This is a genomic window from Streptomyces sp. NPDC001492, assembly GCF_053597275.1.
Genome location: NZ_JBSFHW010000024.1, coordinates 32530 through 48856 on the forward strand (window position 1 = coordinate 32530; position 16327 = coordinate 48856).

A 16327-nucleotide genomic window follows, 5' to 3' on the forward strand; every position below is an offset into this window, starting at 1 on the left:
TGCAGTGCTTGTCGTGCTCGTCATTTCGGCCGGTGGCGAGGCAGTTGAGTGGCTACCCGAACTCGCTTCGGGCCCAGTCCTGCGCGCCCCCCGAACCGTGCGAGGAGCCGGAGCTCGCCGCGGCGGCGGAGGCCACGGTCCTGTGGGAGGACGCCTGCGTGCCGTGGGCGGAACCGGATCGCGCGGCGGAGCCGGTGCCCGTCTCGGAGGAGCCGTCCGCGCCCCCGTCCGGCGCCTCCCCGCCGCTGCCACCGTGCCCGGACAGCGCGTCGACACCGTGCTGTACGCGATCGCCGACCGCCCCGGTGACCTTCTCCGTGGCCTGGTCGACGGCGTTGTCCACGTGCCCCTGCACGTCCGTGTAGCCCGCGAGGGTCGAGCCTTCGCCGCCCTTGACCTCGTTCTTGAGGCCGTCCAGGTATTCGCCGCCCGCCTTCTCGGCGACGTCCGTGGTCTCCCCGAGGTCGATGCCGGACCGCTCGTCGAAGTAGGTCTCGATGCTCTGCTGGGCGATGTTCTGCGCCATTCCGACGGCGGCTTCCTTGGCCTTCTCCTTGGCCGCGTCCACCACCTTCTCCTGGACGAACTGCTTCGCCTCTTCCTTGATCTTGTCCTTGGCGAACTGCTTGACCTTCTCCTTGGTGATCTTCTCGAGCTGCTCCTTGGCGATCTTCTTCAGGGCGTCCATGGTGGCGTGTTCCATGGCCTTGGTGATCGCCTGCACGACCTCCGTCCTGAGCTTGTTGAGCAGCTCACGGACGATCACCCGCGCGGCCTGCGTCGCACCCAGCGCGCCGACCTCGGACAGTCCGAAGGTGAAGGGGGCCGCCGCCTGCGCCGCGATGATCTCGCAGGCCAGGGCGATGAGTTGGGCGATCACGGCCAGCTTCGCCGTGAGGACGGCGATCGCGGCCGCGTCGAAGGCGAGGGCGATCACCTCGCACGCGGTCCTCGCGTCCGGGATGTAGCTGTCCTGGCCGTTCGTGCCGGTGTAGGCGCCCCAGCCCTTGGTGAATTCGTCGACGGCCGTACCGGCGTTGCTCGCCAGGATGGTGCGGGCGAATCCGTCGCCCTCCGTCTGGATCGTTTCGAGATCCTTGCCGAAGGCCCGCCAGGCCTCGGCGACATCGTGCAGTGCCTGTTCATCGGCCTCGGGCCAGCTGTAGCCGAGGAGATCGAGCACCCAGACAAGCTCGCTGGGCAGTGTGAGCGACATGCCAATATCCCCGAATTTAATTAGAGTTGGCCCGAGATCCCGTCCATCAGAACATAGTTCGACGATTCCGATTCGTCGTAGTTGTGCGCCATGTCCTGCAGGTTGTGCCCGATCTTCTCCAGCCGCTTCCCCAGGCTGTCCATCGATGTGAAGATTCCGTCACGAACCGGCGTGTAGACCTGCCCGAAGATCTCCCCGAAATCCGCGTCCGCCCACGGTTCCCCAAGCCCTTCAAGGGCGTCCTGGAGCCGCTTGGAGGCCTTTGTGAAATCGCCTCCGAGTTCGGCGAAGTTCACTCCCTGCTTGCGGAGTACGTCGGTGTCCACATCAAAGGCGTCGAACGCCATAAATCTCCCCCGTACCGCTTGGCGCATTCATATAGGACGACAGACGGATACCTTAGACTCCTCGCGCACGACCCCGCGAACCCGCCAGTCAAGAGATCGTAAAGTTTCCCAGGGGGGACGACCAACAGTGGTGACAACACAGCCGCGTTACGGCAGCACAGGCAGCCTTTGGGTGGGCAGACTCATCGGCCTGGGGCTGCTCCTGGTGGCCGTGGCCGTCGCCGTGGTGACCATTCCGGAACTGCGCGGTGAACTCGCCGGGGATGGCACCGAAGGAACCCTCACGGTTTCTTCATGCGAAACACACAGTAAGACTCATTACGGCACGCACAGACGTACGACACAGCTCGAGTTCAGCTGCACCGGAAACTGGGCCGCGCGGGACGGCAAGGCCAGTTACCAGGACGTCGTGGTGAACACGTCCTCGCGTTTCGAGACCGGCGCGAAAATCCCCGTCGTACAAGCGGACGACACCTTCGAACTGCCCGAGGACCGGGCCCCAGGAAAAGACGCCGGAATTCTCGCGCTCTGCCTCTCCATGGTGGCTTTCGGCGTCTTCTGCCTCCTCACCGGTTTCGGCGCCCGCAACGGCCCCGCCCTCTCGGACTCCTGGCAACGCCTGCCGGCCGCACGGGTCACCGGCCCCGTCCTGGGCGGCGTATTCGGCCTCGGGGCCGTGGCGGCACTCGTCTGCGCATTCGTCCTTTAACGCCCGCATCCCCTCCTGAGGAACCGGAACCACCAATGACACAAGTACGCGGGAACGCCGCGACGAACGCCGCAGCAACGGGAGATCGGGCGGGCCGCGGCCGCCTCATCGGCGCCGGCCTGATCCTGGTGAGCCTCGTCCTCCTGGCCCTCGGCTCCTACCTCGGCCCCTACAAGTACGCCACGTCCACACCGGGCAAACTCAGCGTTCAGAACTGCACCGTCGACTACAAGTACCGGAGCGCGTCGAGCAGTTCGAGTTCGCGGAAGAAGACCAAGAGCAGGTGGTGCTACGGCACCTTCACCTCCGAGGACGGCAAGGTCAAGGACCTCAACGCCGAGCTCAAGAGCGACGCCCTGTACCAGCGCGGCCACGTCATCGAGGCCCGCAGGATCAGCGACGTCTCCTACATGCAGGACCAGGGCTGGGCCCACGCCGTCGCCCTCGGCTGCGCATGGTGGTTCGGCGCCCTGATCGCCCTGGCCGTCGGCCTCTTCTGCGCCGTCACCGGCTTCCCCTACGGGGAGGGGGAGAGCCAGCGGCTGTTCCGCACCACCCTGGTGACGGTCGCGGTGGGCGTACTCGGCCTCGTAGTCAGCCTGCTGGTGGTGTTCTTCACGTGACGGAGAGCCCGGCGCCCCTCGTCCACGGGGGAGACGAGGGGCGCCGGGCCGTCTCCCACCCGCCTACCCGCACTCCGTGGGGTGCCTGGTGCATCGCAGCGCTTCCTCGGCCTCCACGGAGCTGGAGTCGGCGTCGTTCGCGGTCTTCTGCTGCAGGGCGTTCACCTTCCCAGCGCCGCCGGCCTGATCCAGCAGTGCCCGGACACCAGCGGCACGGACGTCGAGGTCGACCCGCAGCCTCTGATGGACCAGGTCCCGGCCTTCCGGAAGGACGTCGACCAGACCTTGCGCACGGATGTACACGGCCGCCCGAACGGCCCCTTCACCAGCGTGCGGCAGAGCACGGCTCCCCATCCCAAGGACGGCCACAGCAGCATGGACTGGTACTACGCGCTCAACCACTTCCAGTACCGGCTGACGGGCTGCGTCCACAACGGCGAGGTCACCTGCCGCGTCGAGGTCCAGAAGCGTGACGACTGGGGCATCCCGAGCGAGCATCGCAGCGACGTAGGCGGAGGCGGAGTGAACCTGGAGCAGGCCGGCCTCGCCCACCTCAACACCGTAGGCCTGGCACAGGACTTCAACGTCTACGGCACCTCCGACGAGATCACGTCCTGCGCATGACCGGTCAGCATGCCCCCAACAGCGGCACTCGCCGAGCCCGGGAGCAGGCCCGGGACCGCCACGAGGACGGGGGCCGGACAGCCGAGCAGGACCCTGGCCGCCGCCGGGCGACGAAATGGGCTCTGCGGATCATTCTGGTGCTGGTGGGGCTCGTCCCCGTCGTCCTCACCTTCCTCCTCATCCGCGGCTTCATCGACTTCGACCACGCCGTCCGCTACCCCGAGGACGGCTTCTCGGACTGGCAGTGCACCGCCGAATCGGGGACCTGCGGGCCCTGAGCCCCACGCCGACGAGGCCCCCGTACTATGCACCGCCTTGCGCCCTCGTCAGACTGATTCGACGTGAACGTCGCCGGGGTTCAGCACGTCGAGATACGCCTCGATGTCCTCCGGATCGCTGGTGAAAATCACCGCGCTGCCATGCTTCACGGCGGACAGCGCCACCCAGGCGTCCACCGCATCGGGCTTCTTCCTGGCGGGAACTTTCGCTTGCCCCAGAGCCGTGCCGATGCGTCGCCAGTCAGTGACATCGAGGCCGGTGGCACAGGCGATGCACTCCGGCCGGCCGGCCTTCGTCTCACGCAGGGGCGGTTCCGATGTGCGTGCCTGTGGCACGGTGCAGTCCTTCAGGATGCCGGCCAGCGCATGGACGACGCTTGGTCGCGGGCGCCACACCTCGGCCAGGACGGGACCGAGGACCAGTGCCCGATGAGGCGTGGCCCTGAGGCCGCTGTGAAGGGCCACGGCTTTCGCTTTACGGTCCGCCAGGGCGATCAGCATTCCGGTGTCGTAGACCGGAATCCGCACGGTCACGCGACCTGTCCGGGGCGAGCCGCTTCGCGGTCTTCCCCGTAGACGAGGTTGAGTGCGGCTTGCACGTCCCGCCGCTCCTGCTCGGTCAACTCCGGCACAGCGTCGTCGTGTTCGTCCGTAAGGGCGTCTGCCTCCGCTTCGGCCCGGGCAATAAGGGCGTCGACCTCGGAGAACCGCTCCTCTATGGCCTCTGTTTCCGCCATCTGCCGTGTCGCGGCGTGCACCAGGTACGCCGATACGTCCAGCCCCGCCCTCTCGGCGTGCTGCCTGATGCGTTCGGCCTGCTCCTGGTCGAGGCTGATACTGATGCGGGTCTTGGCCATGAAGAGACTGTATGACGCGTATTACGCCCGGCCAAGGGAAGGCATATGAGCGCTCCCGAAGAAGTGGGCCTCCGGACCCATCACCTTGACCGAAACCACCCCTGACCAGCGGAAGCGACCGGATCGTCGCTCACAAAAGGCCGGAGCTTCTGCGGTTCGGCCGCTCCCACCAGGCGATCGCTGACACGACCTGGTCGGCCGCCACGATCCGCGACCGTCGCGAAGAGTGGATCAGGCTCGGCGCCTTCGCCGAACTCGGACAGATCGCGCTGGAGCCCTACGACCGCACTGTCGGCCTCATCCTGGAACAGATCGCCGTCGACGACTCCGTCACCAAAGCCTGTCCGCGGCGATGTTTTTGGCGTCCACCGGTCGAGGGCTGACGCCACGTGCTCATGACACAAGATCAGGTATCATCGCTGGTCAGCAGGCCTGGACCGCCGCGGGGGTGTTCGGCCGTTCAGATCAGGGGGCGGGGAGCATGTCCGGTGCGAGCTCGGACGGCTACAGGATCCAGTCGAGCGGCATGGACGGCGAGGCCGGAAAGCTCGACCGGGCAGGCGACGACGTCGGCGCCATACGCAAGGCCGTGGAAGACCACATGTGCTACACACCGGACGCTCTCGGCGGCTCCGACTCCGGCCCCGCGTACAACGACTTCGCCGCCGCCTGGCAGGCCGAGGCGAAGACACTGGAAGCCGCGCTGCACGAACTCGCGGACAAGGTCGGCATCTCCCAGCGGAAGTACGAGAACGCCGACCACGAAACCATCCTTGCGCTGCACTCCGCGGGCGCGAACGACGGCCTGACGACCATGCCCGCCGCTGCCCACCCGGGGACGACCACGGGTCTTGCCCCGGGCGCGCGCCCCGCCGCCCTCGGTGAGCCACCCATCGGCACCCAGCCCACCCCGGGCGGACCTCCGCCGAGCCTCTCCGACTTCGACTGACGGACCGGCACACACCACACAGTTCGACACACCGGCGACCGCGCGCACCGGACCGACGTGTGTGCTTCCACCTGACACCTGACACCTGACACCTGACACCTGAGCAAGGACAGCGGGGCTCTCACCACATGGCTGACGCAGGCGAGTCCACCACCGACCGCAAGGAAAAGATCGACCGTTTCACGGGAGACCTCGCGGCGGCCGACAGCAAGAACGAGGTCCTGGCGGCCATCGGCAACCTCCTCGGTGTCTCCGCGCCGGTCGGCTCCCCGAGCACCCTGGACGCGATCGCCCAGCGCTACAAGAGCCAGGCCGACAATGCCGCGGACGTGCAGCAGCGGGTCGAGAAAGTCGCCGCGTCAGGACTTCCGTCGGTGTGGGTGGGCAGCACCGGCGCCAAGGCGGCCGAGGTGGTGGCGGCGGCCGGCCGTTCCGCCGAGCAGATGGCCGAGGCGTTCCGTAAGGCGTCGAAGGCCCTCTACGACCTCTCCGACGCCCTCACCTCCGCCCAGTCCAAGGACGGCGACGGCCGCGAGCAACTGCGGAAGGCCCGCACGATGCTCGGCGGCGATGACGGCTTCTTCGACGACATGGTCGAGACGGACGACGAGGAAGCCGACCGCAAGCGGGCCCAGGACATCGCGGGCACAGGGGCCAACTTGCTCTACGCCGCCGCGCAGGTGGCGGACGACGCGGCTCGGACGGCGGCGCGGGAGCTCAACAAGTACGCGGCCGAGGCCCGTGCCGGGCACATGCACACCGACAACATCTCCGCCGCCGACCGCCTCGTCCTCGCCGACGTCAGCGTGTTCGGGGGCCCGCAGGAGCAGAACGAACTCCTTACCGCCGGCGACCTCGAACGGTCCGGCCGTTTCATGGAGAAGATGAACGCGCAGGACGAGGCCCGCTTCGAGCGGATGCTCGCGGATGCCAAGACGCCGCAGGAGCGGGCGTATCTGGTCAAGGCGCTGGCTGCGGGCTACGACGTGGACCAGGTCGGCCAGTTCCGCGACAAGATCCACGGCAAGGACCCGAACTGGCTTCAGCAGCACCTCAGCCCGATCGTCACGGCCGACGACAGCAAGGCGGACGAGGGGCTCAATCCGGACGGGTCGAACCGCAACACCGACTACCAGTGGTTCGGCGACGAGAAGTGGTCCCAGGAGGGCAACACCTGTGTGCCGTCGAGCACCGTGACCGCCCGCGCCATGGTCGATCCCCTCTACGCCCTGGAGTTGACCGGCGGACCGTCCGGGCAGGAGAACGACCCCGACGCCTTCCGCCACCGTCTCCACGACGAACAGCTGCGCCTGCACGAGGAAGGCGACGGCGACTACCTGCACTGGTGGTCCGATGTCCCGGACGGAATGGACAGCGACGGGCAGAACGAGATCGCCAACGACGAGATCAGCCCGCACACCGGCAGCAAGTACGAGTACCAGCAGATTCGCGGCGCGGACGAGCGCCGTGACGTGCTGCCGGACATCGAGAAGTCCGTCGCTGAGGGCAAACCCGTCCCCTTCGAAGTGGAGGGACACGACAAGGACGGCCGGGTCGGACACCAGATGATGGTGATCGGGCAGGAGGGCGACATGCTGCAGATCTACAACCCGTGGGGGCAGACGACCTGGGTCAGCGAGGACGACTTCGTCAACGGCCACATGGACAAGGCCTCCGACTCCCGCATGCCCGACGCGTACGCCGTCCACCTGCCCGCCGACCGATAAGTGAGCGTCATGACCAGCGCCCTGCGCCGACTCGCCCTCCCCGCCCTGCTGATGACCGTGCTCGCGGGCTGCGGCAGCACCGGGCCGGACACCTACGAGCTGGGCGAGAAGCACATAGAGGTGGATGAGGGGAAGGAGTTCACGCTGTCCGTCCCGGTCGACACCGCGATGGGGGAATGGTGGTACCTGACATCGCCGAAGCCCGACGCCGACGTCGTCCGGCGGACGGACAAGCGGGAGGAGATCAAGGCCGACGACGAGGCCGTCGGCAGCGGGAGCGGAACGGACTTCTTCGGCTTCAAGGCCGTCGGTCCGGGCACGACGAAGATCCGGCTCATCCAGTGCCCGCGCGGTGCCTGCGCCGGCGGCGGCGATGCCGGCGGTCCCGTCACCCCGTCCCCGGTCCCGAGCGGCAGCCCCGCCCTCCCAAAGGAGGAGCGAGCCACCATCCACACCTACACCGTCACCGTGAGGAAGCCATGACCTCCGCGCCGCAGAGCTCGCCCCCCGGCCGGACCGACGACGAGCTGGCGCAGTCGGACATCCCGGCGATGCTGCGGTACGGCCTCTCCTTCGCCGGCCCGCACCGCACCGCCCTCTTCGGCGACGGCGCGGTCGGCGCCGCCGTCCTGCTGGACCGGCTCGGCATCCAGCCGCGGGCGGTGGCCTTCCTCGCCAAGGTGGTACGCAGCGGGGGCGTCCGGTACGCGGCCGAGCTGCGCGAGCCGGTGCCGGGCGACGAGGCGGCGTCCACGGTGCGTGCGTGGCTGGAGTCCGCGACCACCACCGCCGAGGGGATCGACGGCGACGAGCAGACCGCCCGCTGGCTGGAGACCGTCGCCGAGCTGCTCGGCCTCCGGCGCGTCCACCGCTCTCGGGTAGCCGGGGAGTGAGTGGCGGGTCTCCGGATCACCGGAGCAACTGATCGCGGAGCAACTCGGCGAGTTCGTCCAGCTGGGCGGTCACGTGGCGTGCACCACGAAAAGATGCGGCCCGGCGGGCAACTGCGCCCGCCGGACCGTCGACTACGTAACCGGGGAAACCGGGAAACCGGGGATTACTCCTTCGGCGCCTCTTCGACCGACCCGGAGGGCGCCTGCGCCCCTACCGGCTTGCCGAAGTCGGAGTGCACCACGTCCGGCATGTCCTCACGGGTGCTGTCCTGCTTGAAGAGGTACGGCTTGCCCGTGGTCGCCACATACCACGTGACCGACTGCCCCTTCGCCGTCATGACGACCGGTACCGCCTGCTGCCCGTCCACCGTGGTGACCTTCCCCTTGGTCACCTTGTTGCCGGCGTCGAGCGTGTCAGGGGCGGTGAACTGGTCCTGATGGCACCAGCTGGCGAAGCCCTTCATCAGCGGGTGGCTCGGCGTCCCGTGAAGCCACTTGTCGGCAGAGAGCGTGTTGGCGCCGAGTTCGGAGTTGAACTCCTTGACCATCGCCGAATCCGGCTTGGCCCACACGTCGTTGCCCTTGCGGATGATCTGGAAGGTGCCCTTCGACATCTTGACGGTGCCGACGCATTCCGTGGCGGAGAGCAGCAGATCGGTCTTGGCGTCTGTGCGCGTCATCTGCTCCCGGAAGGAGCCGGCACCGGCGTTGGCCTTGTGGCCCTTGTCGTAGATCTCCTTGGCGGAGAGCTTCTCGACGCCGTTCGGCTCGGCGGCAGGACTGGCCTCTGCGGTCTTGGAGGGCGTGGAGCCACCGGACCCCACGGCATCGGTGTCACCGCTGTTGCAGGCCGCGAGCGACACCATCGCCGCCGCGCAGGCGAGGGCGGCGGCAGTGCGCCGGACGGACACGACAGACGTGCGCATGAAAAACCCCGTAGCTATTGATTGCGTTCAAACGTGCTTGATCATCTAAGCAAGCCCTGGTCAACGACTCCAACCAAGCCGCACATCAAGAGACTTGTCGGCCGAATCCCCTCCAGGCCTTCACATCTCGACCCCAATGGGCGGGCGCACTGCGCCGACGCCGACGACCACGCCCTGGACGTTCGGTGTCACGCAGGGGCCCGAGGGGGTGCTCAGTGGTCAAACCCGTTGCCATTACTCACTCATGAGTTCGAGGCACACAGACCAACCGATGCCCTCGTCGCGGGAACAAGTCCCGACTGGCAGTCAGACGCTCACGCGGTTCCGAAACTTGCGCACCATCTTCACGACGCCCCAGACAATGAGGCCACCGAAGAGGAACAGGACGAGGAAGGCCTGCCACAGAGACATCTTCCCCTTCCCCGAGTACGAACTCCCGTGGTTGCCGCGGTAGGAGTAACCACCACTCGACCTCCGGTAGCCGCCGTGGCTCTTGCCCCTGCCACCGCCACTCTTGCCGATACCCACACTGCTCCGCGTCGACGACAGCGAGGCGTACGCGACGGAGTCACGCACCGGCGCCGCCTGAGCAGGAGCAGGTGCGGACCCGAACAGAACGCCGATCAGTACGAGTACGGTCGCCAAACGCATAAGGGATCCCCGTGATGGTGAGCAGGCTGGAAGTGGAGTCACGCCAGGGCGTGCAACGTTGCACCCTAGGGCATGGTCAGTGAGGCTTCGGCCGCGCACCACTTCCGGACACCGCGCACCGGCGCGTCCACTTCGGGCGCTCACAGTCCAGCTCATCCCGCTCACCCAGCTTATGGGCACGGCCTGCCGACGCATGAGTGCCCGCATGGAAGCCACAGAAGAACCAAAGAGCGAGCGCGGGGCGATGGAGAGAAAGCAGTCCAACGAATAGGGCCGCCCAGACGGAAGCGCAGCTAGCGATGCATGACTTCCTGCCCAGCCGAACCGGGGCGGAGATCCCGGATCAGCACCTGTCCGGAGCCGGTAGGCGATGAGCAGTGCGGGCCATACAGGTCGAGGTTCTCAAGATCCGTGGGGAGGACAAAGTCCGGACCGACATGCGTCGGGTCGAAGGCGAAGGCCACCTTCGTTCCGCTGCCTTCCTGCGGATCGAATTCCCGGGGACCAGAGAGTGGGCGAATACCGACGAGGTCCTGGCCAAAGCCACGTCCTGTGGACCACATCTCGATCGTGACCCGCTCAGACAACGCCGCGGCAGCTGGCCAACAGCCACCACTCAGGACCCAGGAGAGAGTCGTAGTAACCCAGGGCGGGAGTGTCCGAGCCGTCCCAGGCATGAGGCTGATCCGTCACCACCATCGTGAAGCTGAGATCACCAGTGATCTCAACGACAGCGCGCAACGTGTGCTCCGCAGCAACCTTTGTTGCCGGATGAAGCGCGTGGCTCCCCCACGGAGCACAGCACGCGGGCCGGCAGCCTCGAATCTCCACGACCCACCCCGAAGTACATGCCCATCCGCTTGCGCACAGCGGCGTCGAACTCCAGAACCTCGATGTCAGCCACGTCGTATGAGTTCTCCGTCACGACCGCACGCCACCGGCCCGGCTACCTGAGCTGAAGGCTCAAGAAACGTCCCTCTCCTGCATCTCAGGCGTGCCCTGCCTGCTGCTCCGCACCACCCATCACCACTACGTCATGAAGACCTCCGGTCTGCTTGGCGCACGCACAATCGAGGTCAGAAGAAGGTCTTGTCCCAGTCATCCATGACAAGGGCCACGATGGCGGTCTCGAATCCGTTGGCCACCCGCTGCATTCCGGCATCCCCGCCGAAGAGGATGTCGCCGTTCTCCGCCAGAAGGACCGCCTCCTCGGTCGAAAAGGCGATGCCCAGCGGGAGGACGGGCTGTCCCAGGCGCCTGCCGAAGATGCGGACGTTCCTGTCCGGGAGGTCAAGCGCCTCTTCCACCGCGACCTTGAGGTAGGTCTCGCCGGCTCGGAAGGGCCAGGTGACCGTCAGCTCTCCGTACATCTCCAAGTGTTCGCGCAGCGCCGCACTGACGTGGTAGCCCTCTTCGGCATACCGCCTGCATGCGTCCTCGACATCGAGCGGACAGGCCTCGATCCGTGCCGCGCCGGCGAGGCGCTCCCGCAGTGCCCGCACCGCCGGGCTGTCGTGATTGCTGTGCATCCCGTGTGCACGTCTCCTCCGAAGCCGGGAACCCAGGTCTTGCAGTTGTCGCACATCTTGAACTTCTTGCCCTTGGGGTTGACCGTCACCAGGTCAATATGATCTCGGCGACGACGTCGCAGGCGTCCGCGAAGAGGCAGGCGATCTCGGGCACCTTGTCCAGGTGCCCGGACTTCACCATGCCCCAGTGCTCTTGGAGGGTGTCGACCGCTGCGCCCTCGCTGGAAGCCAGGACGCGGGCGACCGCCGCATGCGCCTCCGCGCCGTGCCCCTCGAACTTTTCGGCGAACTCCCGCATGGCGTCAGCCATTTCGCGGTAGTCGTCCTCGTCCACGTTCGGCCAGTTGATCCCGATGAAGTCCAGGATCTCGTCCATCCAGCCAGGCAGGACGTAGCCCATCCCCCGTCAACCTCCCCCGTACAATCGAGCAATACGCGCTCCCGGCCGACCAATTCTGATCATCGCGAGCGCGAATGGTCACCGTAAACGATCGCACAGACAGTCTTACGGGGATGCCATGCCCTACGGACGCCACGTGGCCTGAGCTCACGGTCACCTTGATCCGCCACCGGTGGGCAATCCGGGGCCGGCTCGGCTGGCGAAGCGCCCGATGACAAGGATTCGACCTAAGTCGACCGCCGTCCGCGGGGGCTTCGCCATCAACCAAGGCCTACCAACGGTCCGCCACCGGAATCAGCTTCGGAATGGTCCTGGCTGAGGTGGTATGACGGGCACGGCGGCACGGGCCCTACGACGGCCGCCCAGCGCCAGAAGCAGCCCGCCCACCAACATCAGCAACCCCACACCTGCGGCGCCAAGACCAGTCAGCCACACACTTTGCTCCATAGCGGGATGGGTCGTCTTCGACGTGCCTACAGGAGTCCCGAAATGCTCCCTGCCCTTGTATTTCACGGGGATGGTCTTGTCGGCAGCCGGCGAGGCAGCAGCCTTCACCGCAGCTGCGGCATTGATCTGCCCGTACCCGACAAGGGCATTCCACCCACCCTGCGGGTGGCGAGCGGTGCTGGTGAGGATCGTGCGCGTCTGGGCCGGGGTGAGCTTGGGATTATGGGAGAGCATCAAGGCCACAACGCCGGATGCGAGGGCAGTCGCCGGTGACGTACCGCTGACCGGCTCAAAACCCCCCGTGTTCTTCGCGCTCGCGACGCCCACACCGGGGGCGGCCACCGCGTTGTACGTGTGGACGGTCGAGAACTCGGCACGCGCACCGCCTTGTTGTGTCGCGGCTACGGCGATGACGCCTGCATAGCCGGCCGGGAAGGAGGTCTGATTGAGCTCGTCCCCACTATTGCCAGCCGCCGCGAGAACCGGCACCCCATGGCTGACTGCGTAGCCGACGGCTATGGCATCGTCCTCGTCCTTTTGGTTGAGCCAACCGCTGCCAAGAGACATCGAGATCACATCAGCGCCATGGTCCACCGCATAGTAGATGCCATTCGCGATCGGGCTTCCGCCGCGGTGAACCTCGACGTCTTCGTCGTCTGCCTTGTCTCGGTCTGAGCTCACCCTCACCGAAAGAATCTTGACCTTGGGCGCGACCTTGAGAACGTCCGACGCCATTGCGGTGCCGTGCGCCCCCCAATTGGGGCTCTGCGGGTCAAGACCGTCCTTGCGATAGTCGGGACCGGTTGTCACACGGCCCTTGACCGCCGGGTGATCAGGAACCACTCCGCTGTCCAAGACTGCCACAGTGACCCCCTGCCCCTGACTGAGCTGTTGTGCTGACGAAAGGCCGAGGGCAGCACCTTCCCACCCAATGGGAGTCGTGGCGGCATACGCAGGAGCCGTTGACAGTCCGCAAAGAATTCCGCTCAGCGCCGCCCCGGCAACGACCGCCCTCATACGTCGGATGCTCATATCCCGTCCCCGAGCTGCAGATAATCCATGTGACTCTGGAACCGGCTAACGAGGATTTCCGCCTCGGCAAACCACGACATCAAGTCGCCGATGGTTCCGCCCTCGTCATCCTCGCCCCAAGTTCCTGGCAAATTTCCCGCCAGCCGCCCGTCAACCGCACCCGTGGTGACAGCGATGGCGTAGGGAAGATGCTCGCCGCCAGTCGAATCGAGCGCCGCTCCGTTGCGTCCGCTCGCTTTCCAATCAGCGGCCAGAGTTCCCGGCACTCGTAGAGGGGCTACCGCTCCTGCTGTGCCTTCTTGGTCCTCGAAGGTTTGAACAAGCTCCTGCTTCTTCGACCCCTCTGCCGGAAGCACGATCAGTGCGACCGTGGCCAGCATGTCCCCGGTGGGGTCGACATATGTGGCGCGCAGCACGGCCTTGCATCCGATCCGCTTCGCGGTCTCGAGGATCTTCCCCGTCAGCCCCTTGCTGCAGGACGTATCGGAGGAGATACCGAGCCGATGCCAGCTCGCGTACTTGGGATCGGTGACATCCCCGAAACGACCCTCACGACTTCCGATGTTGTCCGGAAAGATGCTATCGGCCGGTTCATCGCTCCAAATCACCTCGCCGTACTCGGGATTGGCAAGCGTCTGCTGACTATTGCTGTAGGCGTGCGCAGCAAGAGCCCCGCCCCCCACAAGAACAAGTACGCCGAAGAGACCGAGAATCGAACCGATCACGGTGCGAGCGGCGCGCCCCCCGCCGCCTGGGGCGCCGACAGGAGCAGGCGGAGCCACCGGCGGCATCGCCGGAGGCGCAGGCGGCGCTTGGAACGATCCTTGCCACTGCTGTTGCTGCCATCCGCCTTGCTGAGGCGGCTGCCCATACGGTTGCTGAGGCTGCTGGCCGTACGGTTGCTGGGGCGGCTGCCCGTATGGGTTGGCGCTGCCCGGACCTCCAGGCGGCGGCGGATAAGACATCGGTTTCCTCACACACGTCTTCTGCAGGTGAGGGGCATGATGTGCGGTGCGAACCCGTGCACCAAAGGCTCGGCATCTCGGCCGACCGGCAACCGCGCTACGCATGCTGTCTCGACAGAGTGCAACTGCAGCACCGCGAGTACATCGTCCCCCGTCAGTAACAGATCACCTTACGACGTTCATACCTCGGCGACGCACACCCCCTGTGGGACTTCCGTGCACAATCCGTGTTCAAGGCGCACAGCCGCTCTCCACCCACGTCGGCGCATGCCGTGGACGTCAGGGCCCGGCAAGACGGACCGGGAGGCCTGTGAAGGTGTTGCGCACGGGAAGCCCCCACCGACACGACCGCCTTTACCTGCAGATAACGTACTGGCGAGATCGATTGACCGCGGCTTGAACAAGCATTGACTGCCGCTTGCACCACAGGGGGACGCCGACGCCATGGGAGCAGGCTTCAAGGTCGAGATATCGGAGCTGGACGGCCTGGTCAGAGAGCTCCAACGGAGTCAGGACGAGATGCGCTCGGCGCTGAACGCCCTGCGTGACACCGGACCGAAGACCACGGGGAGCAAGGAGCTCGACAACGCCTGCGATGAGTTCCACGACAGTTGGGACGATGCGATCGGGAAGATCGCCGAGGGTACGCAGGCCATCGAGGACGGGCTGAAGAAGACCCGCGACACCTACCAGGAAGTCGAGACGGCTCTGCGTGATGGCTTCGCGGGGAAGGGTGGCGGCCAGTGAGCAGCGACTCGTACCCCGCACTCGGCTTCGACCCGGCACCCGGCGACTCGGGCAACGTGGACTCGCTCGCCGCCCGCACCAAGAAGGCGGCGGACGCGCTCGACAACGCACAGAACAGCATCAAGCGCCTGACAGGGAACGTCACTTGGGCCGGCGACGCCGCATCCGCGTTCTCGAAGAAGGTCGGGGAACTGCCCCGCTACCTCAAGGACAGCCAGGAAGCGATGCGCACGGCGTCGTCGGAGCTGTCGAAATGGCGCGACGCCCTGACCGACTACCAGAGCACGGCCCGTGTGTTCGAGGCGGAGGCCAAGCAGGCCAAGGGCCAGGTCGGCTCCTCGGAGAAAACCAAGGACGCCGCGACGAGCCGCTACAACCAGGCGGCCTCCGATCCTGCGTTCCGCCTCAGCGGCCAGTACTTCACCGGCTCCGCACTGCAGGACGCCCAGGCGAAGATCGATGCGGCCAACGCCCGGCTCCAGCAGGCCGACGGCGACCTGTCGGCAGCCTCAGCCCAGCTGGACCAGGCCGAGCGCGAGCTCGAAGAGATCATCAAGCGCGCCGAGCGGTTGTACGAAGACCACCAGGCCCAGGCCCGCACCATCGCGAGTCACCTGCGCAAGGCGACCGACGGCGCACCTGACCCCGGATTCTGGGAGAAGCTGGGCGATCAGTTCCAAAAGCTCGGGCACGCGATCCAGGAGTGGTGCGCCCGACACAAGGACCTGCTGAAGAAGATCGGTGACTGGCTGGGCAATATCTCTGCCGTCCTTGGCATCTTGTCGCTGCTGACCCTGTGGTGCCCACCACTGTCCGGCGCACTCGCGCTGGCGAGTGCCGGCTTTTCGGCAGGAGCGCTCCTGGCCCATGGTGCAGCCAAGATCGGTGGAGCGGATATCGGGCTCATGGACCTGGCGGGCGACACCCTTGGCATCATTCCAGGCGCAGGTTTCGCCAAGACGGCCATCACCGGCTCAGCGAAGGTCGTGGTACGCGCGGAGAAGGCTGGCGAACTGGTGACATCGGTCGACGGCGCGGCAAGGGCTGCTCGGCTGGGCAAGCTCGTGGACGACGGAGCCGCAACAGCGACCGATTTCAGTCGAGCGGGTAACCGAATCCTCGGCGGCGCCGAGGGCCAGGTCTTCGAGGCTCAAGGCGCCGCGAACAAGGTGAAGCTCGCCTGGGAGAATTCGGTGGCCAAGAACATGGGCGCCTCGATCGGTGAGACCGGACTGAGCACTGTTGTCGCCAACACTCCAGGGCTCAGGAACCTTGAGTCCCTACGAGCAGCTATACGTGCCGACGGAACCGTGGACCCGTTGTCCTGGTGGTCGAAGGGCCCCCAGCTCGCGATGCAGGTGCCGGGCACTGCCAGCGGTATCTACGACGGCGTGACGGGGGATTAGC

19 protein-coding genes and 2 pseudogenes are annotated in these 16327 nt (G+C 66.4%); 11 read left to right on the forward strand and 10 right to left on the reverse strand.

Annotation, left to right across the window (positions count from 1 at the left end; genetic code table 11):
- Positions 1 to 52 precede the first annotated feature (52 nt).
- Both ACWC1K_RS28405 and ACWC1K_RS28410 read right to left on the reverse strand, forming a co-directional pair.
- Complete coding sequence (locus tag ACWC1K_RS28405) at positions 53 to 1216, reverse strand: WXG100-like domain-containing protein (protein WP_450835434.1); 1164 nt, start codon at positions 1214 to 1216, stop codon at positions 53 to 55.
- Between the two features lie 20 nt (positions 1217 to 1236).
- Entirely contained in the window at positions 1237 to 1563 is a 327-nt protein-coding gene (locus ACWC1K_RS28410; RefSeq protein ID WP_450835436.1) for a hypothetical protein, read from the reverse strand.
- Between the two features lie 211 nt (positions 1564 to 1774).
- Between ACWC1K_RS28410 and ACWC1K_RS28415 the strand changes: the two genes are divergently transcribed.
- From ACWC1K_RS28415 to ACWC1K_RS28430, 4 genes are all read left to right on the forward strand, one after another.
- Complete coding sequence (locus tag ACWC1K_RS28415; RefSeq protein WP_450835438.1) at positions 1775 to 2272, forward strand: hypothetical protein; 498 nt, start codon at positions 1775 to 1777, stop codon at positions 2270 to 2272.
- Positions 2273 to 2307: 35 nt separating this feature from the next.
- Positions 2308 to 2895, forward strand: a complete 588-nt coding sequence (locus ACWC1K_RS28420) for a hypothetical protein (RefSeq protein WP_450835440.1) — start codon at positions 2308 to 2310, stop codon at positions 2893 to 2895.
- An 81-nt stretch (positions 2896 to 2976) separates the two neighbouring features.
- On the forward strand, positions 2977 to 3519 hold the full coding sequence (locus ACWC1K_RS28425; protein WP_450835442.1) for a hypothetical protein: 543 nt from the start codon (positions 2977 to 2979) through the stop codon (positions 3517 to 3519).
- Complete coding sequence (locus ACWC1K_RS28430) at positions 3516 to 3797, forward strand: hypothetical protein (protein WP_450835444.1); 282 nt, start codon at positions 3516 to 3518, stop codon at positions 3795 to 3797. The genes ACWC1K_RS28425 and ACWC1K_RS28430 overlap by 4 nt, the downstream gene beginning before the upstream one ends.
- 48 nt (positions 3798 to 3845) lie before the next feature.
- On the opposite strand, the gene ACWC1K_RS28435 is transcribed toward ACWC1K_RS28430, so the two are convergent.
- On the reverse strand, positions 3846 to 4331 hold the full coding sequence (locus ACWC1K_RS28435; RefSeq protein WP_450835445.1) for a hypothetical protein: 486 nt from the start codon (positions 4329 to 4331) through the stop codon (positions 3846 to 3848).
- Positions 4328 to 4654, reverse strand: a complete 327-nt coding sequence (locus tag ACWC1K_RS28440; protein ID WP_450835447.1) for a plasmid mobilization protein — start codon at positions 4652 to 4654, stop codon at positions 4328 to 4330. Before ACWC1K_RS28440 ends, ACWC1K_RS28435 begins: the two co-directional genes overlap by 4 nt.
- Before the next feature lie 113 nt (positions 4655 to 4767).
- On the opposite strand from ACWC1K_RS28440, the pseudogene ACWC1K_RS28445 reads away from it, so the two are divergent.
- From ACWC1K_RS28445 to ACWC1K_RS28465, 5 genes and pseudogenes are all read left to right on the forward strand, one after another.
- Positions 4768 to 4995, forward strand: a pseudogene (locus tag ACWC1K_RS28445) (IS5/IS1182 family transposase); the annotation flags it as partial.
- Between the two features lie 140 nt (positions 4996 to 5135).
- Entirely contained in the window at positions 5136 to 5603 is a 468-nt protein-coding gene (locus ACWC1K_RS28450) for a WXG100 family type VII secretion target (RefSeq protein WP_450835449.1), read from the forward strand.
- A 128-nt stretch (positions 5604 to 5731) separates the two neighbouring features.
- The gene (locus tag ACWC1K_RS28455; protein WP_450835451.1) at positions 5732 to 7330 is read left to right on the forward strand and encodes a peptidoglycan-binding protein; all 1599 of its coding nucleotides are present in this window, start codon (positions 5732 to 5734) and stop codon (positions 7328 to 7330) included.
- A gap of 9 nt (positions 7331 to 7339) precedes the next feature.
- Positions 7340 to 7813 carry a protease inhibitor I42 family protein gene (locus tag ACWC1K_RS28460; RefSeq protein WP_450699703.1) on the forward strand — a complete coding sequence of 158 codons (474 nt, stop codon included), beginning with the start codon at positions 7340 to 7342 and terminating at the stop codon, positions 7811 to 7813.
- Positions 7810 to 8223: a hypothetical protein gene (locus ACWC1K_RS28465; RefSeq protein ID WP_450835453.1), complete on the forward strand. Its 414-nt coding sequence runs from the start codon at positions 7810 to 7812 to the stop codon at positions 8221 to 8223. Before ACWC1K_RS28460 ends, ACWC1K_RS28465 begins: the two co-directional genes overlap by 4 nt.
- Positions 8224 to 8387: 164 nt before the next feature.
- On the opposite strand, the gene ACWC1K_RS28470 is transcribed toward ACWC1K_RS28465, so the two are convergent.
- From ACWC1K_RS28470 to ACWC1K_RS28495, 6 genes and pseudogenes are all read right to left on the reverse strand, one after another.
- Positions 8388 to 9149, reverse strand: coding sequence for a hypothetical protein (locus ACWC1K_RS28470; protein WP_450835455.1), 762 nt, complete (start codon positions 9147 to 9149; stop codon positions 8388 to 8390).
- A gap of 306 nt (positions 9150 to 9455) precedes the next feature.
- Complete coding sequence (locus ACWC1K_RS28475; protein WP_450835457.1) at positions 9456 to 9800, reverse strand: hypothetical protein; 345 nt, start codon at positions 9798 to 9800, stop codon at positions 9456 to 9458.
- A 1076-nt stretch (positions 9801 to 10876) separates the two neighbouring features.
- Positions 10877 to 11329, reverse strand: coding sequence for an SUKH-3 domain-containing protein (locus ACWC1K_RS28480; RefSeq protein ID WP_450835459.1), 453 nt, complete (start codon positions 11327 to 11329; stop codon positions 10877 to 10879).
- A gap of 97 nt (positions 11330 to 11426) precedes the next feature.
- A pseudogene (locus ACWC1K_RS28485) lies at positions 11427 to 11729 on the reverse strand (WXG100-like domain-containing protein); the annotation flags it as partial.
- Between the two features lie 294 nt (positions 11730 to 12023).
- Entirely contained in the window at positions 12024 to 13208 is a 1185-nt protein-coding gene (locus ACWC1K_RS28490; protein WP_450835461.1) for a S8 family peptidase, read from the reverse strand.
- The gene (locus ACWC1K_RS28495; RefSeq protein ID WP_450835463.1) at positions 13205 to 13933 is read right to left on the reverse strand and encodes a hypothetical protein; all 729 of its coding nucleotides are present in this window, start codon (positions 13931 to 13933) and stop codon (positions 13205 to 13207) included. The genes ACWC1K_RS28490 and ACWC1K_RS28495 overlap by 4 nt, the downstream gene beginning before the upstream one ends.
- Positions 13934 to 14617: 684 nt before the next feature.
- On the opposite strand from ACWC1K_RS28495, the gene ACWC1K_RS28500 reads away from it, so the two are divergent.
- Together ACWC1K_RS28500 and ACWC1K_RS28505 are read left to right on the forward strand one after the other, a co-directional pair.
- Entirely contained in the window at positions 14618 to 14920 is a 303-nt protein-coding gene (locus ACWC1K_RS28500) for a WXG100 family type VII secretion target (protein ID WP_450835465.1), read from the forward strand.
- The gene (locus ACWC1K_RS28505) at positions 14917 to 16326 is read left to right on the forward strand and encodes a putative T7SS-secreted protein (RefSeq protein WP_450835467.1); all 1410 of its coding nucleotides are present in this window, start codon (positions 14917 to 14919) and stop codon (positions 16324 to 16326) included. Before ACWC1K_RS28500 ends, ACWC1K_RS28505 begins: the two co-directional genes overlap by 4 nt.
- The last annotated feature ends 1 nt before the right edge of the window (position 16327 follow it).